Source organism: Sporomusa sp. (assembly GCF_035561155.1).
In the GTDB taxonomy this organism is placed as follows: domain Bacteria; phylum Bacillota; class Negativicutes; order Sporomusales; family Sporomusaceae; genus Sporomusa.
This window is the reverse complement of sequence record NZ_DATMYD010000102.1, coordinates 1-14,737: the sequence shown is the minus strand read 5'-3', so window position 1 is coordinate 14,737 and position 14,737 is coordinate 1. Positions and strand designations below refer to the sequence as shown.

The window sequence follows — 14,737 nt, the reverse complement described above, 5'->3', positions numbered from 1 at the left end:
CCGTTCATCCTCTCAGACCGGCTACTGATCGTCGCCTTGGTGAGCCATTACCTCACCAACTAGCTAATCAGACGCAGACCCATCTCTAAACGGTAGCTTATATATAGAGGCCACCTTTCTTAACTCAGTCATGCAACCAAGTTACCACATTCGGTATTAGCACCACTTTCGCGGTGTTGTCCCCAATTTAGAGGCAGGTTGTCTACGCGTTACTCACCCGTTCGCCACTAAGTAAGTATTGCTACTTACTCCGTTCGACTTGCATGTGTTAGGCACGCCGCCAGCGTTCGTCCTGAGCCAGGATCAAACTCTCCAATAAATTTTTGCAATCACATTGTGACTACATTATATTGAAGCCGTTTTATCGGCTCATTAAATCAAAAAAAATTGTTTTTGTTTGTGCTACAAGTAGCACAACGCACATCTGGCATTTTATGATGCATTACTTTACATTGTTCAGTTTTCAGGGAACATTGTGTTGTCGCATTCGCATTGCTGCTGAATTTGACAGCTTTTATATGTTAACACGTTTATTTCATCGTGTCAATATAATCTTTTTTTTACGCCATCGTTAGAAGCGACAGCTTTGTTATATTATCATGGCGGGCACTATTATGTCAACCTGTTTTTTTATTCCCTTTTTCAGTAAAAAAAGCAGCTTGTTCCTTTGTTTATAAAAGGTACAGGCTGCTTTGCTTCGTCACCAGAAAGTGCGAGGCATAATTCGTTCCAGTGGCCAAACCGGATTGCCCATGCAGTCAAGTGGTCCAATTTTTTCAGCAATCTCAGCTACCGCTGATGTAGCTATAACAGGCACTCCTATGCGACTGGCTGCCTCGGTGATGCCCTCGGCGCCACGCTGTACGATATCGACCGTCGTTTCTTCGGCCATATGAGTGTTGTTGAGTACGGCATCGACCCTTCCCAGGGTCGCGACATATTCTAAGATATTGTCCACTGTCGAGGTAAATGGCCGCGACATATTAAGCACAGCAATAATCTTAAGGTAAGGGTTTTCAAACGCGCCTTCCACTAGATTAAAAATCCTTGCACCATGTACGCCATAACCAACGTCCATGATGATATTGCCTTTGCGTCGCAATACCCAGCGCATTGAGCCTTTAATGACACTGCCTGCTTCACCTAGGCCCATAGTGTCCCGAGTCTCCCACGCCACTACATCGATCCCATGGTCCTCAAGTTCCTTTTTTATAGGCCGGAGTGTGTAGCAGGGCTCAACAGTATCCAAATCGACTATCGTAACAGGTAGGCCTTGTTTTTTCAGGTAAATGGCCCTGTTTACGGCATTCTCACTTTTGCCGCTGGCATATTCGCCGACATATGCTTCAATGATTGGTTCCGTAAGCTGCGTATCTTTTACAGTGTCCAATGCTCAATGCACTCCTTGTCCATACAGACTCTATTATCTATTATAAGATACGACTTGACTTGTGCCAAGTTCTTTAGAACTACGCAAGAAGCCAAGCTTGGGATGCCAGTATGCCAGACTAGTTAATAAATATTTTAAACAATATCAATAAAACAACTCCAGGTAAGCCTAAAAAACCGGCAACCAGCGCGGTAATCGGGTTGATACCGATCGTAAAGCCGAAATATGCACCGACAAAATTAACAGCCCAGAGCATAATCCCCCCCACTAAACCGTTATATATCAGTTTAAACACCAGTTTTATAGGCATTAAAAACATCCGGCCAATAAGGTAGATTAAAATAATCCCGAATGCATACGCAATAATAACATTAAATTCTAAACCCGCCGGTAAAAGCGGCATCTCCTCAATCCCCCTTCAGAAGTAGCTTTTCTTCTAATTTTACCATGCTAAAATACCCTGCGTATAGTTCCTGCCTCAGTTATTTGTGTTAAACTTACGCCCCCAGGACACCGGACCCCTTCCTGTCGCGCCTTCCTGAGCAAATAGATATACCTACGCTCACAGGCTTTACTAAGATAAATAGCATAGTCGATTAAATCGGAATCAGTTACTGAATTATAGTAACTTTGGGCATATAACCAGTCTCGCCGGGCCTGATCCACCACTTCTGCCAGACCAGGCATGCCCTTAGCTCCAGTTTGTTCGGTATCCCACAAGCCCAATAGTCGCCGCCATGCCACCATATTTATCCCTCCAACATAAAGTAAGACTTAGCTTCATGTGGGGTTCTAACCACATCTGCTTACAAACAATATATGTCGGCCAGTCCAAAATAATGAAAAAATACCGGACCAAAAATCCGGTATTTTAGACATGAGTCTTAATGGAACGGTGCATAACGAACCCCTTCTTGCCGGGCACGCTTTAGCAAATACGTATATTTCTTTTCGGCAGCCTGAATAAGATAGGCTGCATGATCCACTAAGTCGGCGTCAGAAACATTATTATAGTAGTTTTGGGCACTCAGCCATTCTTGTCTTGCTTGCTCAATCTGCTGAGTCAATGACGGCAAACGATCAGCTATCGGCAGATTTTGCGGTATTAAACCATTAATGATATTCATTAACACTGTTTTCATCACATCTCCCCCTGTTATAGTATTCCCATAAACAGGCGGGATAAAACAGCGCCCTTACATTTCCCGGCGGTTTTCAAGAGCCTTAGACAACGTTACCTCATCTGCATATTCGAGGTCGCCTCCTACTGGCAAACCATGGGCAATGCGGGTTACTTTGACACCAAGAGGCTTGAGCAGCTTGGCAATATACATAGCCGTAGCCTCACCTTCAACATTAGGGTTAGTAGCCATAATCACTTCCTGAATACCCCGACTTATCCGGTCTAAGAGTTCTTTTACCTTTATATCGTCAGGCCCCACTCCCTCGAGCGGCGACAGCGATCCATGCAGTACATGATATAAGCCTTTAAACTCGCGGGTACGTTCCATAGCAGTCACATCTTTGGGGTCTTCAACTACACATACAACCGACTGGTCCCGCCCCTCAGACCGGCAGGTTTGACAAGGATCAGAATCTGTCAAATCAAAACAAACCGAACAATAACCCACCCGCTCTTTTGCCTCGACAATCGCTTGTGCCAAAGCTGTAACCTGATTTTTATCCATTTTCAGCACATGATAAGCAAGGCGTGCTGCTGATTTGGGTCCAATCCCAGGCAAGCGGCGAAAATGCTCAATTAACCTAGCGATTGGCGCAATATAGCTCATAAATTAAAACATTCCTGGCGGTAAATTGAGACCGCCGGTTAGTTTTCCCATCTCCTGCGCCATCATGTCATCTACTTTGGTCATCGCCTCATTAACAGCGGCTGCTACCAAGTCTTCCAGCATTTCTACGTCTTCAGGATCAACGGCTGAGGGAGCAATTTTAATCGACTGAATCTTCTTTTCACCGGTAACTACAACTTTAACTGCGCCACCCCCGGTGGATACTTCGATTGTGCGCGCTTTAAGTTCTTCCTGGAGTTTCGCCATATCCCCTTGAAGTTTTTGAACCTTCTTCATCATTCCTGCCATATTTCCCATATTTCCAAACATGTTGTCAGCCTCCTAATTTTTATTTTCTTCCTCTATCTTAATTACTGTACCGCCAAACATCATTTGGGCCTGCTTGACAGCCGGGTGATTAATACCAGGGTCGGATTGCGCGGATGGTACTGGCGGCAGCGGTGCCGTCGGTTTGGCAGCCGGTGTATCTAGCCCCAGTGAGCAGATGAGTTTTATTTGCTGCCCGGTGACTTGAGCAAGCGTTTTTTCCACAATCGCCCGGTAATCGTCTTTCTCGGTACGTTCTTTCGGAAAAGTTGCAGTAAAGCGTACCATAGCCTGATTATCAGCAAGCGCTGTTAAGTGACCTTGCATGACACAAGCATGCACTGACCGCTTACCACTGGCTAAAAGTTCCTTGAGCACAGCCGCCCATATCTCATTCAAATTACCTACGCTGCTGCCTGACGCTTCAGGAAGAGGCGGTGCGGCAGTAGCTTTAGCGGGCATTGGTGACATATCCTGCCGGACCGGCTGCGGGGCCGGCTGAGGGGTCGGCTCAGGTGAAATATGGGCTTGCTTAAGAGGCATAGGGGGCTGCTGCACTGGCCGCGCACTTACAACAGTTACAGTGCTAGCCGCCGCTACCGCCGGCTGATTGGCAAGCCGAGCCTCAAGCACCGTGACCCGCTCAATTAAAGCAGCAATATCTGTCCCCACTGCGCGTCGGCATAATGTAATAAGTGCCATTTCAACAGCAATACGGGGTTCAGCCGCCCATTTAGTTTCGTTAGCCGTCGAATGCAAGACTTCCAGCATCTCTACCAGCTCTTGGTGAGTAAATTTGGCGCTTTGTGCAGCCAATACCGACTTATCATCACTGTACATCTCGATATTTTCGATGGAAGGAGCGGCCTTAAAAAGCATCAGACTCCGGGCATGAAGTGCCAGTTCAACAAGCAATTGGCGCACATCTTTGCCTAAATTGATGAGTTCGTCAAGCTTTAGCAGAACATTGTGAGCATCCCGTTCGGCTACAGCATCGGTCAGTTGCCACACCCATTCATGGCCAATTAAACCAAGCAATTGCCGCACATGGGCGGCGGTTATCATGTCACCGCTATCCAAAGCAGCACATTGATCTAAGATACTGAGCGCATCCCGCATACCACCGTCAGCCTGAACGGCAATAAGCCTAAGAGCCTCTGGCGCAGCCTGTAGACCGCTATGTTCCGCCACTACGGCCAACCGCTCTACAATTTCCCTTACGCCGATCCTACGGAAATCATAGCGCTGGCAACGGGAGTGAATTGTAGCTGGAATCTTATGCGGCTCAGTTGTTGCAAGGACAAATACTACATGGCCGGGAGGCTCTTCTAACGTCTTTAGTAGAGCATTAAATGCCTCGGTAGTTAACATATGGACTTCATCAATTATGTATACTTTATAACGCCCGTCTACCGGTGCAAACTTTACTGTTTCTCTGAGATCGCGAATCTCATCAATACCCCGGTTGGAGGCCGCATCCACCTCAAATACATCCATCGACGTACCAGCGGTAATCTTATCACAGTTAGGGCAGGCATTACAGGGGTTAGCCGTAGGACCATGCTGGCAATTGAGCGACTTGGCCAAAATTTTGGCTGTACTGGTTTTTCCGGTGCCTCGCGGCCCGGCAAACAAATAGGCGTGGGCAATCTTACCGGTAGCAATCGCATTTTTAAGAGTAATGCTAATATGCTCCTGGCCAACTAAATTATCGAAGTCCTGCGGCCGCCACTTACGGTATAATGCCACATAGGCCATCGCCACACCTCCTTACCTTACAAGACTGTTATATTCCACACCAGTAAAATGTTTCCCTTTTTCAAGAAAATAATTAATATAGCAAAAAAGCAGCCCTTTTTTTGGCTACTTCAATAAATGATTATATGATTTTAGGGCAGTTACGGCCTTGTTTTCTACGACGGACCACAGCAGAAGCCAGGCACCCTTACGGCACATAAGAATGGTCACTTAGCGCTGCTTCCTTCCGGATCTGACGCGGTTCATGAGTTCCCATTGCGTAAGACCCGGCCCTGCTATAGCCCGGCCTAGAAAACAAAAAGCCGTTATACCGGCCTACAATTGTTGGATTTTATGGCGGAGAGAGAGGGATTCGAACCCTCGGTACAGTTTCCCGTACACACGCTTTCCAGGCGTGCTCCTTCAACCACTCGGACATCTCTCCATGTGCTCTCAACAGAAACTTATTATATACTATTCACCCAGACAATGCAAGCGGTAATTTTTTACAGCGAATATCACTGTCTGATTAAGGGTTTACCAGCATTCGCCGGATACTGCTTAATTATAACTAGTACAAAAAACCTTGTCAAGTTGCTGCTTCAAAAAATCAATTCGTCAACTTGATTATTATATATTAGTCGATACCACTTTGTCTAGATGCTGTTTGCTGCCAATTTGTGTACCTATCACAAGCGTAAGTAGTTCCAGTCATTCTTCCTCAGACTTTATGTTCAGCGGCTATAACCATACGTACACCGGGCCGCCATAAGGACGGCCCCCAACTTGCAAGCTGGGGGCCTTTTCGCTGCATATTCTACTGTTTACTTCTCTTTTTTATGGCAGCTGGACCCGCAGCCACCAGAGCAATGGCATTGCGTTTCGCCATGTAATTCCCGCCAAATGATTCGGGCTATATATCCTACCGCAACTAATCCAATTATGACTACGGCCATCTTTTCCATTTCGTTCACTCCTTTTATTTAGAAGCCCATTAAGCTTCCTATTTGGTAAACCAAGAAAGCCATTACCCATGCCAGGGCGGTTGTATAAACAGAGGTGAAGAGTGGCCATTTCCAGGAATTTGATTCCCGTTTGATAATAGCCAACGTCGCCAGGCAAGGTGAATAGATAAGCACAAAGACCATCAAAGTAAAAGCAGTTAATGGGGTGAAGCTGCTATCACTGGCCAGCGCTTGCTGCAAAGCAACCGAACCTTCATCTGCTTCGCCTACATTATAGATAGTCCCCATTGTACTAATCAGAACTTCTTTAGCTGTAAAGGCAGCTATTAAACCGATGCCTGAGCGCCAATCCAGACCAAGAGGTTTAATGGCCGGTTCAATAAATTTGCCTAACTGCCCAGCATAACTTTTTTCCAGTTTTTCATGAGCCTTTTCTTTTTCAAGGGTTTCAATTTGCCCGTCACTTTCACCTTTAAGCTCTAAATAACGTGCAGCCATTGGATATAGTTCTGGGTTAGCCGCTTCCAATTCTTTTAGTTTGACTTCTTTAGCAGCTGTTAATGATGCTAATTCCTCACTTGTATCCGCAAGGCCTTCAGTTTGTTTCTCAAATTCTTCATCCACTGCTGTCAAATCAGCAATTAACGCTTCTAAATCCTTATTATCTTCAATAGCCCCAATGTTTAAAGGCTTGGCAATTTCCTCGTCTACTTGTTGACTAAACCCAGCTTCAGCCTGAGTGATCAAGCCTTGATAGTCTTTGCTGTAATTGACGTCATTGGGGTAATTCACCATAAACCATACTAAAATAGAAACCGCCAAAATAATGGTACCAGCTTTTTTCAAGTACAATACGCTGCGCTCCCACATATGCATCAGGATGGATTGCATCGTAGGTACACGATAGGGAGGCAACTCCATAACGAAAGGCTCTGCCTCTCCAGTGAACAAAACACTACGAAAAATCCGCGCCATAACGATGGCTAGGAATATACCCAATATGTAGATGGAGAACAGAACTGTGCCAGCAATACTTTCATTAAAGAATGCAGCGATAAGCAGGGTATATACAGGCAGCCTTGCGCTACAGCTCATGAGCGGCGTTACCAGGATCGTTACCAAGCGGTCACGCGGGTTCTCCAGGGTGCGTGTCCCCATAATCGCCGGTACACTACAACCAAAACCTAATAATAGCGGAATAAACGACTTACCATGCAGTCCAACCGCATGCATAACTCTATCCATAATAAATGCGGCTCTGGCCATGTAGCCAGTATCTTCAAGCAAGGCAATCCCCAAAAACAATATTATTATATTAGGCAAAAATGAGATAACCCCACCGACACCACCAATAATACCATCAACTACTAGCGATTTTAAATCACCATCAGGCATAGATTGACCTACCAAATCACCAAGAGCAGACATACCTTGTTCAATCCACCCCTGCGGATAGGCACCGACAGTAAAAACAAAATTAAATAATAACCACATAAGTCCAAGGAATATCGGCAAGCCCAGCAGACGATTCGTCAGTACCCTGTCAATCTTATCGGAGGTAGTTAACACACCTTCCCGCTTGGAAATAATGATTTCTTGGCATAATGACCCGACAAACTGATACCTAAGATTGGCAATAGCCAGTTCAGGATCCATGCCGAATGTATCCTGTAGACTTTCTCTAGCCGCAGTGACAGCACTTGTAATTCGTGTGCCTTCAGGTAACTGTTTCACTGTATTGCTTATATCTGTATCGTTTTCTAACAACTTTAAGGCCAGCCAGCGCTGGGGGTATCGCAGGTCATGCCGCACTTCAGCCAACAAATTGCCGATTTCAGTAATTTTACCTTCAACCGCATCGCCGTAATTGATAACAAACGACTTCCGTGGTTTTTCCGCTGCCACCTTTACCGTCGCCGCTAAAAGATCGTCCAAACCAGTATGACGATTGCCAACAGTACGAACCACTGGCACACCCAGTTTTTGTGACAAAGCTTGTTCGTTGATTTTTGTCCCCATGCTCTCAGCTACATCGGCCATATTAAGCGCTACCACCATCGGCCGCTCGAGTTCCAGTAATTGTACAGCAAGATATAAGTTTCGTTCCAAATTGCCAGCATCCAGGATATCAACAATAACATCAGGCTTATCCTGAACGATAAAGTTCCGGGCTACCAGCTCATCAAGTGAATGAGCAGTCAGGCTGTATGTTCCTGGCAAATCAACCACCAATAACTCCTTGTTCTTAAACTTCCGAAACCCTTCACGTTTTTCAACTGTTACCCCGGGATAGTTGCCCACATGTTGTCTGGCGCCGGTAACACTATTGAATATCGTTGTTTTGCCTGAGTTGGGGTTACCAGCCAGAGCAATGCTAACTTTGCTATTTTCCAACGTAATTTTCCTCCTTCCTTCTCGTTCCCTATTTTACTGCAATGTTGCAAGCCAGTGAATTGTTTAGCATAATTCGACTGCCCCGAACTTTAACAATGACAGATTCATTCGTACGACTTAGTACGCAGACCGGCGTCCCTGGCGTAAAACCAAGATCAGTAAGGCGTGATCGCACTTCCAGTGGGCCTCCCAATGCGGTTACGATCATCAACTGACTGGGAACAGCATTGTGAATTGACATAATTAACCCTCCTTACTCACTCAGTTTAATCTCAATATTCTGGGCCTCGACTTTACGCAAGGAAAGGTTAAAGCCCAGTACTTTGACTTCCATCGGATCACCAAGCGGGGCATATTTTTGCACCTCTACCTTTGAACCAATCACTACTCCCATATCAATAATGCGACGTTGGATGGGTCCATTACCATGAATTTTGGCAACCGTACCTCTTTCTCCAGGTGATAACTGACTTAATAATTTGACCATTGTTGATTCCTCCTAATGTGTATTACTTTTGGCGTATGACCGTTCATCTGGCGTTACCTGCCGGACGAGTTATCTGTTATGATATTAATAATCATTATCACTTTAAAAACATATGTGTATGTACTAAACTATAGCACTCCCCGCTTTTTTACAAGCTCAAAGTCAGCGTCTTGCAAGCCCGGGTAGCTTCGGAAATAAGTTGTATAGCCCTGTGTATAGCACACTATTTTTAGTACACTACCTGACGCAATAACCGTCTCCATAATTCTTCTGTAGAAAGGAGCACTCTTGGTATGCAATGCATTCCCACACGCAAAATCAAAAGTAATACCTACCGGACGACTTAACATGATCCCATCTACAGCCTTCGCCAAATCGTCGAAATCAGCTTGAGTGAAATCACGCAAAGTAGTAATTCTGGCGACGTTTTCGTTTGTTTCAACCGCAAACGGCATCTTGGCAGTCAGCGGTTTATCATGAGCGCTCATTACTGTAAGATCAGGCCCCGCACCACTTGATCCACCGATCGTTGCTCCCAGTAATTCGTTAATAATTGATAGCAATTTATCCTCAGTAAACGGTTTTAAAATATAGCCTTTAGCCCCGTGTTGCAAAGCATCAAACACTTTGTGTTTTTGGCCGAGGGCACTAACCATAACGACCCGGGCACCTGGGTCAAAGGACATAATTTGCGCAAAAGCATCAATCCCGTCCACACCCGGCATGGTTATATCCATTGTTACCAAATCCGGAAGATGCTTTTTGTATGCTGCTACTGCTTGTTCGCCGTTAGCCGCCTCATCCACCACCATATGGCCGGCCTTTATTAAAAAAGTTCCAATTGTTTTGCGCATCATTAAGGCATCATCAACAACTAACACACGCGCCATTTTCATCTCCGTCCTTTCCCATAAATGAAATCAAGCTAAGCTGTACTTTCCCCAAGTCAGTTATTAACTTCCAGGAATAAATGTCTGCCGCTCTATATTTCGCGGAGGCGCCTTCAGCCCAAATCGTAACCGGCGTTCCGATATCAATCTCTTCTTGCCATTCAGGCAATTGCTGCAGTGAGTTGCCGACCGTGGTATTGAAAAACTCGGCAAATGCACTTTCCAGCCATGTTTTTTCATAGGAGCCTGTGGTTGAATCATCTAAGTAACAATTGGCAAGCCGTTTGACTAAGGCTTCATCAGCACTTATCATCAGCCTCCCTGCGAAGGCACCCTTGATATCAATAAAGGTTGATATATTACGCATGGTTACAACTCCTGAACTTGCTTCCATTTCGCTGATTCCTTGCGACAGCACACCAAATTCATCTTTTAAGAACGTTTTGGCCTGACTAACCACTTGTTCTCCCAAACGCGAAATATCAAATTCATCCTGGGGTCCACCAATCGTAAGCGGCACAATAAAGGTAAACTGCGTTCCTTTTCCCACTTCAGTCGTAATCTCGATATGTCCACCGAGTTTTTCAATCTCGTGTTTGACGGCGGATAAGCCTACTCCCCGGCCAGCTAATTCATTAGCAGTTGCAGCGCTAGAAAAACCATCCGCGAAAATCAGCTGCACAATCTCATCATTTGATAAATCGCAAGCTGCAGCCTCAGTATATATCCCCTTGGTAACAGCAAGTTTCCTGATAAGAGTATCATCAATACCTCTTCCATCATCAGCAATTGTCACCACCAGATTTGCGCCGTCTTCTTCTAGATTGCAACTAATTCGGCCCGAAACCTCCTTACCTGCCTCCAAGCGCTCATCCGGTGTTTCCAAGCCATGCGCTACTGCATTACGAAAAACATGCACAAGGGATTTAGTAAAGTCATGGTATGTTAGTGGATCCACCAGTGTCTTCGTACCTGTTATTACTAAAGGACTGATTTCTTTGCCTTGATTCAAGGCTACATTAGCTATGTACTCAGGAAACATGTTCAATAAGTCACCAAAAGGTTTGTACCTCAAGCGGTGCAGTTCATCAATAAAGATTCGAGCTTGATAAGGGGAAAGTAACCGTTGAATTTTTTCCTCTAGTTGGTGCAGTTTGCAGTTTTCTACCACAATCGTCTCATCCTGCAAGAAAAACTGATCCCCTAAAAGCTTCTTCAATTGTTCTAACTCTTGTTCCAGCCAACTATATAATGTCTCAGGCTGATAAGCGACAAAACACGTCAATAGGTCAACCTGTTCAATATTACCTTCTGTCTCATCCCGTAATTTTGCTAAATCGGATTCCAATTCGTGCAAACCTTCAGCCACGCGACACATACCAAGCTGTCCTAACGTACCCTTCCAGGTATGGACAGCCCGGAAGACTGTATTTACTTTTTGGGCTGCCGGCTCCTTTGATAATAAAAGCGCTGGCAGATCTTCCCGGCAGAACAACTCGTATTCCTTCACAGCTTTACTAAACTCTTGGTAGTGGGTCACAGCCCGCACAACCATTGACAAAACATTTTTTTCTTCCTGAATCTTTTTTTCCATTTCCCGTTGCTGAGTAATATCTGTCAGAATCAGCAATATTTCCCTACGCTCCAGGTCTACAGGGTGGTTAATTAATTTATACGCTATTTGAATATAGCTCTCAGCAAATTGTAGTTCCTCAGGCAGTAATGAAAAATAACTTTCCCTTAAGAAGGTATCCTCTTCGCGGAATATTTTCTTAAATAACGCCGCCAAAAAAACCTGCTGCCCTTTATCATCCGGATATAGTAACGCTGGAACAAACTCTTCCTTTATCTCTTGATTAAAAATCATGACACACTCGGCACTGTACTCTCCAGCCACTTTTAAGTCTTCACCAAACGAAAGGAAACCCTGCCCGGCATTATCTAATAAATTACGTACTTTAGCAACTGCTTCAGTTAGTTCACGCGTCCGTCCCTGCAATTGACGTTGTACTACCAATTGTTCCGCATTCACTTCTTCTAACTCTTGTTTTTGCAATTGAATCTCAGCCTGAGATTGCTCAAGATCGGTAACTACCTGCCTGAGTTCGGACTCATTAACCTTAATTCTGTGAACCATCCAATTCATATCTCGCATTAAGTCAACTAACTCATTTTCGCTGTCTGCGGTACTGCGTTCACCAGGAACATGTAAAAGCACGTCATAACGACCCGCTTTTACCTGCTGACAAAACTCTTTCATTTTTTGCACTTGATTAGAGAAAAACCAATACCGGATAATACCCGGAGTAAGTAATCCTACAAGAACTGTCACCATTAATGCGATCGCCATGGTATTGTGAAATTCACGATTCATGCCTAGGCCTGCTTGGTTTCCTGCCATAAACATAACAACAATGGGCAACATGCCGAATAATAGCGAAATAACAAGCAGCCTCGTTTTAATAGTCAAAATCGCTTTCCCACCTTTATCATCCAAAACCCGGTTACCAGTATGTCAATAGCACTGGTGGTTATAGCTATTCTCCCTTATTTAGAATGATAATTATTATCATTAGGTCTTATTTATATTATTACAGACATTAAATTTCCTGTCAATAACTTTTTCCATAACGTTCCTTATCTGATTTCTAGTTCTATGACTAATAGCAACAATAATAGCAAGCCGTACCAGCAAAGCCAGTTGCATCAGATAATATACAATAACGTAAAAACCCTCGGTCAACGCCGAGGGCTTTATTCGCGGAGAGGGTGGGATATATGTACTAATATCCTGCAAGCTACCATTGATTAATAATTACATGAAGTGTCCGTGTATTTATCCTGTAGAATAAAAAAGCCGCCCACCCAAAGGTAGACAGCTAAGTTAAGTTATATATCAATTTTTGTATAGCATCTTTGTAGTAAACCATTTGTAAAATACTTCTCCGCACCTGCTACAAAGACACTTGTTCCATCCGACGACCGCCGCAACACCGGTGGAATGAGCATTGCCACCGCACTCATGTTTAAACATCATAATAAACCTCCACACTACTGCTACTCTAATATATTCAGCGCTCAATCAAATCTTTCCTGTATTTTACGAAATAAAAACCGCCCCGATTCATATTCCGCACCCCTCCTGCATATAAACATTAATTTTTCTACAATGGACATCACCACTGAATTTCATCCCTATATAATTCCATTTATTCCAGATAAGTTGGATTTAAGCATATAATTGGGAGAAGGATGTCCTGTGTATAAAAAAATATGTCTCTTACCACGAGGGTGCGGAAAGTGAACCCCGACGTGAACGGCCGGAGCGGTTGCGGTTGTGGTGAAAAAAAATACCCGGCAATTAAGCCGGGAATAACTGTGGATTGTAGACAAGTCCTACTTAAATTATATCGTACAGTTGAGTGATGTAAATCGTTTAGTACATATTGTTGCTTCTGTAAATAAAAATCAAAGCCGCCCACCCCGAAGGGCAGACGGCAGCAACTTCTAACGATACTTTAAAACTTCTTTACTACTGGCATTATTAGAATACTAGCCCCATGAGAACTGTCCGTTTTACGTTTCGAATTTACTACATGTTTCGCAGTATAATAACCAACTAATGAACCAACAGCAACATCGGAGGCCCAGTGCTCGTTGTCGTTTACTCGTGATAGAGCTGTCAGAGTGGCCAATCCATACATAATTTGTGATACCCCAGGCTTATCGTGATACTCTGAAGCAATAACAGTTGCTACTGCGAATGCATTTGATGCATGTTGGGATGGGAACGATACATGGTCCATTGAAATACTAGGGCCATCCCAGTCATCAGGTGAGCTAGATTCGCTAGGCCTACTTCTATGCGCAAGTAATTTTATAGTACCAGTTATAGCGCTTGCAGCTAACATACTTTCAAACCCCATTACTGCTGTCCTTCTCATTTTGTCATTTCCATTATTCTTAGCGGTAAAATACATTATACCTAGAGCTGAACTAGTATATTTTATCTCTCCAAATCCTCTGACTTGCTTTGCTAACCGGTCGCTGTTTGAATTACGATGTTCTTGAGACCAACGTTGAATATCTTTGTCCAGAGAATATACCTCCAGGACCAACCCTGAATCAATTAGATGGTTATATTTGTCTGGATGTGCTTCGACTGGACGATTGAATAGGAACAGTAAAAGAACTAAGATGATTAGTCTGATCTTTGGCATTTGAGTCATTCCTTTTAATAGCGATAGTTGTTAATGTCATTCCCTATATTTTGGTACTTTCCTCTACTATTTTTGCTTTATTTAAAAATAATTTTAAAGCCCCCGGTTCCCGAGTGCTATTAAAATAAATAATAATTAATACTAATTATTATTTACAAATCGTTATTATGGATATATAATGTAGTCAAATAGAATATTTCCTTTTATTGGGGAACCCGAAAGGATGATTATTATGGCAAATACAACTTGTTATGATAGACACTGTGATTACGAACATAAAGAAGGCAAAGAAGTTCTTCTTTGGAATGACTACATTCTGATTGCCGGTATCGCTACCTTAGCCGTGCTACTTATGGCAGCAGTACTTTTGAATAATATCTTCAGAATGAGCCGCGCGTGTACTCAGTGAGAGCCACCCTGTGCATCAAAGAGAGCCACTGTATTCATCATGGGAGCCACCTTTCAATTATTGATGACTCCCATGGATTTTAGATTAGTTAATTCTTATCTTGTAATCCTCTACGTTCTCTCATTGAT

14 protein-coding genes, 1 tRNA gene, 1 rRNA gene, 1 other RNA gene and 1 pseudogene are annotated in these 14,737 nt (G+C 43.9%); 1 reads left to right on the top strand and 17 read right to left on the bottom strand.

The features are described 5' to 3' along the window. From VN447_RS14395 to VN447_RS14315, 17 genes and pseudogenes are all read right to left on the bottom strand, one after another. A 16S ribosomal RNA gene (locus VN447_RS14395) occupies positions 1-319 on the bottom strand; the annotation flags it as partial. A gap of 381 nt (positions 320-700) precedes the next feature. Further along, complete coding sequence (locus tag VN447_RS14390) at positions 701-1,390, bottom strand: hypothetical protein (protein ID WP_325526036.1); 690 nt, start codon at positions 1,388-1,390, stop codon at positions 701-703. Between the two features lie 118 nt (positions 1,391-1,508). After that, the gene (locus VN447_RS14385; RefSeq protein ID WP_325526035.1) at positions 1,509-1,793 is read right to left on the bottom strand and encodes a pro-sigmaK processing inhibitor BofA family protein; all 285 of its coding nucleotides are present in this window, start codon (positions 1,791-1,793) and stop codon (positions 1,509-1,511) included. Between the two features lie 47 nt (positions 1,794-1,840). Further along, a complete protein-coding gene (locus VN447_RS14380; RefSeq protein WP_325526034.1) occupies positions 1,841-2,137 on the bottom strand; it encodes a YaaL family protein in 297 nt (98 codons plus the stop codon). 137 nt (positions 2,138-2,274) lie between these two features. Continuing rightward, complete coding sequence (locus tag VN447_RS14375) at positions 2,275-2,532, bottom strand: YaaL family protein (RefSeq protein ID WP_325526033.1); 258 nt, start codon at positions 2,530-2,532, stop codon at positions 2,275-2,277. Between the two features lie 54 nt (positions 2,533-2,586). Continuing rightward, positions 2,587-3,180, bottom strand: a complete 594-nt coding sequence (gene recR / locus VN447_RS14370; RefSeq protein ID WP_325526032.1) for a recombination mediator RecR — start codon at positions 3,178-3,180, stop codon at positions 2,587-2,589. A gap of 3 nt (positions 3,181-3,183) precedes the next feature. Beyond that, positions 3,184-3,510, bottom strand: coding sequence for a YbaB/EbfC family nucleoid-associated protein (locus VN447_RS14365; protein WP_325526031.1), 327 nt, complete (start codon positions 3,508-3,510; stop codon positions 3,184-3,186). Positions 3,511-3,522: 12 nt separating this feature from the next. Next, the gene (dnaX, locus tag VN447_RS14360; RefSeq protein WP_325526030.1) at positions 3,523-5,265 is read right to left on the bottom strand and encodes a DNA polymerase III subunit gamma/tau; all 1,743 of its coding nucleotides are present in this window, start codon (positions 5,263-5,265) and stop codon (positions 3,523-3,525) included. 141 nt (positions 5,266-5,406) lie between these two features. Further along, positions 5,407-5,573: signal recognition particle sRNA large type (gene ffs / locus VN447_RS14355), an RNA gene on the bottom strand. A gap of 26 nt (positions 5,574-5,599) precedes the next feature. Further along, positions 5,600-5,689: transfer RNA gene (locus VN447_RS14350), tRNA-Ser, on the bottom strand. Positions 5,690-6,068: 379 nt separating this feature from the next. Next, complete coding sequence (locus VN447_RS14345; protein ID WP_325526029.1) at positions 6,069-6,209, bottom strand: hypothetical protein; 141 nt, start codon at positions 6,207-6,209, stop codon at positions 6,069-6,071. A gap of 18 nt (positions 6,210-6,227) precedes the next feature. Next, positions 6,228-8,603 carry a ferrous iron transport protein B gene (feoB, locus tag VN447_RS14340; RefSeq protein ID WP_325526028.1) on the bottom strand — a complete coding sequence of 792 codons (2,376 nt, stop codon included), beginning with the start codon at positions 8,601-8,603 and terminating at the stop codon, positions 6,228-6,230. 28 nt (positions 8,604-8,631) lie between these two features. Beyond that, positions 8,632-8,844 carry a FeoA family protein gene (locus VN447_RS14335; protein ID WP_325526027.1) on the bottom strand — a complete coding sequence of 71 codons (213 nt, stop codon included), beginning with the start codon at positions 8,842-8,844 and terminating at the stop codon, positions 8,632-8,634. A 12-nt stretch (positions 8,845-8,856) separates the two neighbouring features. Then, complete coding sequence (locus VN447_RS14330; RefSeq protein WP_325526026.1) at positions 8,857-9,090, bottom strand: FeoA family protein; 234 nt, start codon at positions 9,088-9,090, stop codon at positions 8,857-8,859. 536 nt (positions 9,091-9,626) lie between these two features. Further along, positions 9,627-9,980: pseudogene (locus VN447_RS23305) on the bottom strand (response regulator); the annotation flags it as partial. Continuing rightward, on the bottom strand, positions 9,958-12,450 hold the full coding sequence (locus tag VN447_RS14320) for an ATP-binding protein (RefSeq protein WP_325526025.1): 2,493 nt from the start codon (positions 12,448-12,450) through the stop codon (positions 9,958-9,960). The gene VN447_RS14320 and the pseudogene VN447_RS23305, both read right to left, overlap by 23 nt. Positions 12,451-13,498: 1,048 nt before the next feature. After that, positions 13,499-14,200, bottom strand: coding sequence for a phosphatase PAP2 family protein (locus tag VN447_RS14315; RefSeq protein WP_325526024.1), 702 nt, complete (start codon positions 14,198-14,200; stop codon positions 13,499-13,501). A gap of 232 nt (positions 14,201-14,432) precedes the next feature. Here VN447_RS14315 and VN447_RS14310 point away from each other — a divergent pair, with 232 nt between their 5' ends. Next, positions 14,433-14,609: a hypothetical protein gene (locus tag VN447_RS14310; RefSeq protein ID WP_325526023.1), complete on the top strand. Its 177-nt coding sequence runs from the start codon at positions 14,433-14,435 to the stop codon at positions 14,607-14,609. Positions 14,610-14,737 lie beyond the last annotated feature (128 nt).

What these genes read in the sequence shown, in the direction of transcription:
- VN447_RS14385 (WP_325526035.1), bottom strand. Translation starts at nt 1,793, where the DNA reads ATGCCGCTTTTACCGGCGGGTTTAGAATTTAATGTTATTATTGCGTAT.
- VN447_RS14380 (WP_325526034.1), bottom strand. Translation starts at nt 2,137, where the DNA reads ATGGTGGCATGGCGGCGACTATTGGGCTTGTGGGATACCGAACAAACT.
- VN447_RS14375 (WP_325526033.1), bottom strand. Translation starts at nt 2,532, where the DNA reads ATGAAAACAGTGTTAATGAATATCATTAATGGTTTAATACCGCAAAAT.
- recR (WP_325526032.1), bottom strand. Translation starts at nt 3,180, where the DNA reads ATGAGCTATATTGCGCCAATCGCTAGGTTAATTGAGCATTTTCGCCGC.
- VN447_RS14365 (WP_325526031.1), bottom strand. Translation starts at nt 3,510, where the DNA reads ATGTTTGGAAATATGGGAAATATGGCAGGAATGATGAAGAAGGTTCAA.
- dnaX (WP_325526030.1), bottom strand. Translation starts at nt 5,265, where the DNA reads ATGGCCTATGTGGCATTATACCGTAAGTGGCGGCCGCAGGACTTCGAT.
- VN447_RS14345 (WP_325526029.1), bottom strand. Translation starts at nt 6,209, where the DNA reads ATGGAAAAGATGGCCGTAGTCATAATTGGATTAGTTGCGGTAGGATAT.
- VN447_RS14335 (WP_325526027.1), bottom strand. Translation starts at nt 8,844, where the DNA reads ATGTCAATTCACAATGCTGTTCCCAGTCAGTTGATGATCGTAACCGCA.
- VN447_RS14330 (WP_325526026.1), bottom strand. Translation starts at nt 9,090, where the DNA reads ATGGTCAAATTATTAAGTCAGTTATCACCTGGAGAAAGAGGTACGGTT.
- VN447_RS14315 (WP_325526024.1), bottom strand. Translation starts at nt 14,200, where the DNA reads ATGCCAAAGATCAGACTAATCATCTTAGTTCTTTTACTGTTCCTATTC.
- VN447_RS14310 (WP_325526023.1), top strand. Translation starts at nt 14,433, where the DNA reads ATGGCAAATACAACTTGTTATGATAGACACTGTGATTACGAACATAAA.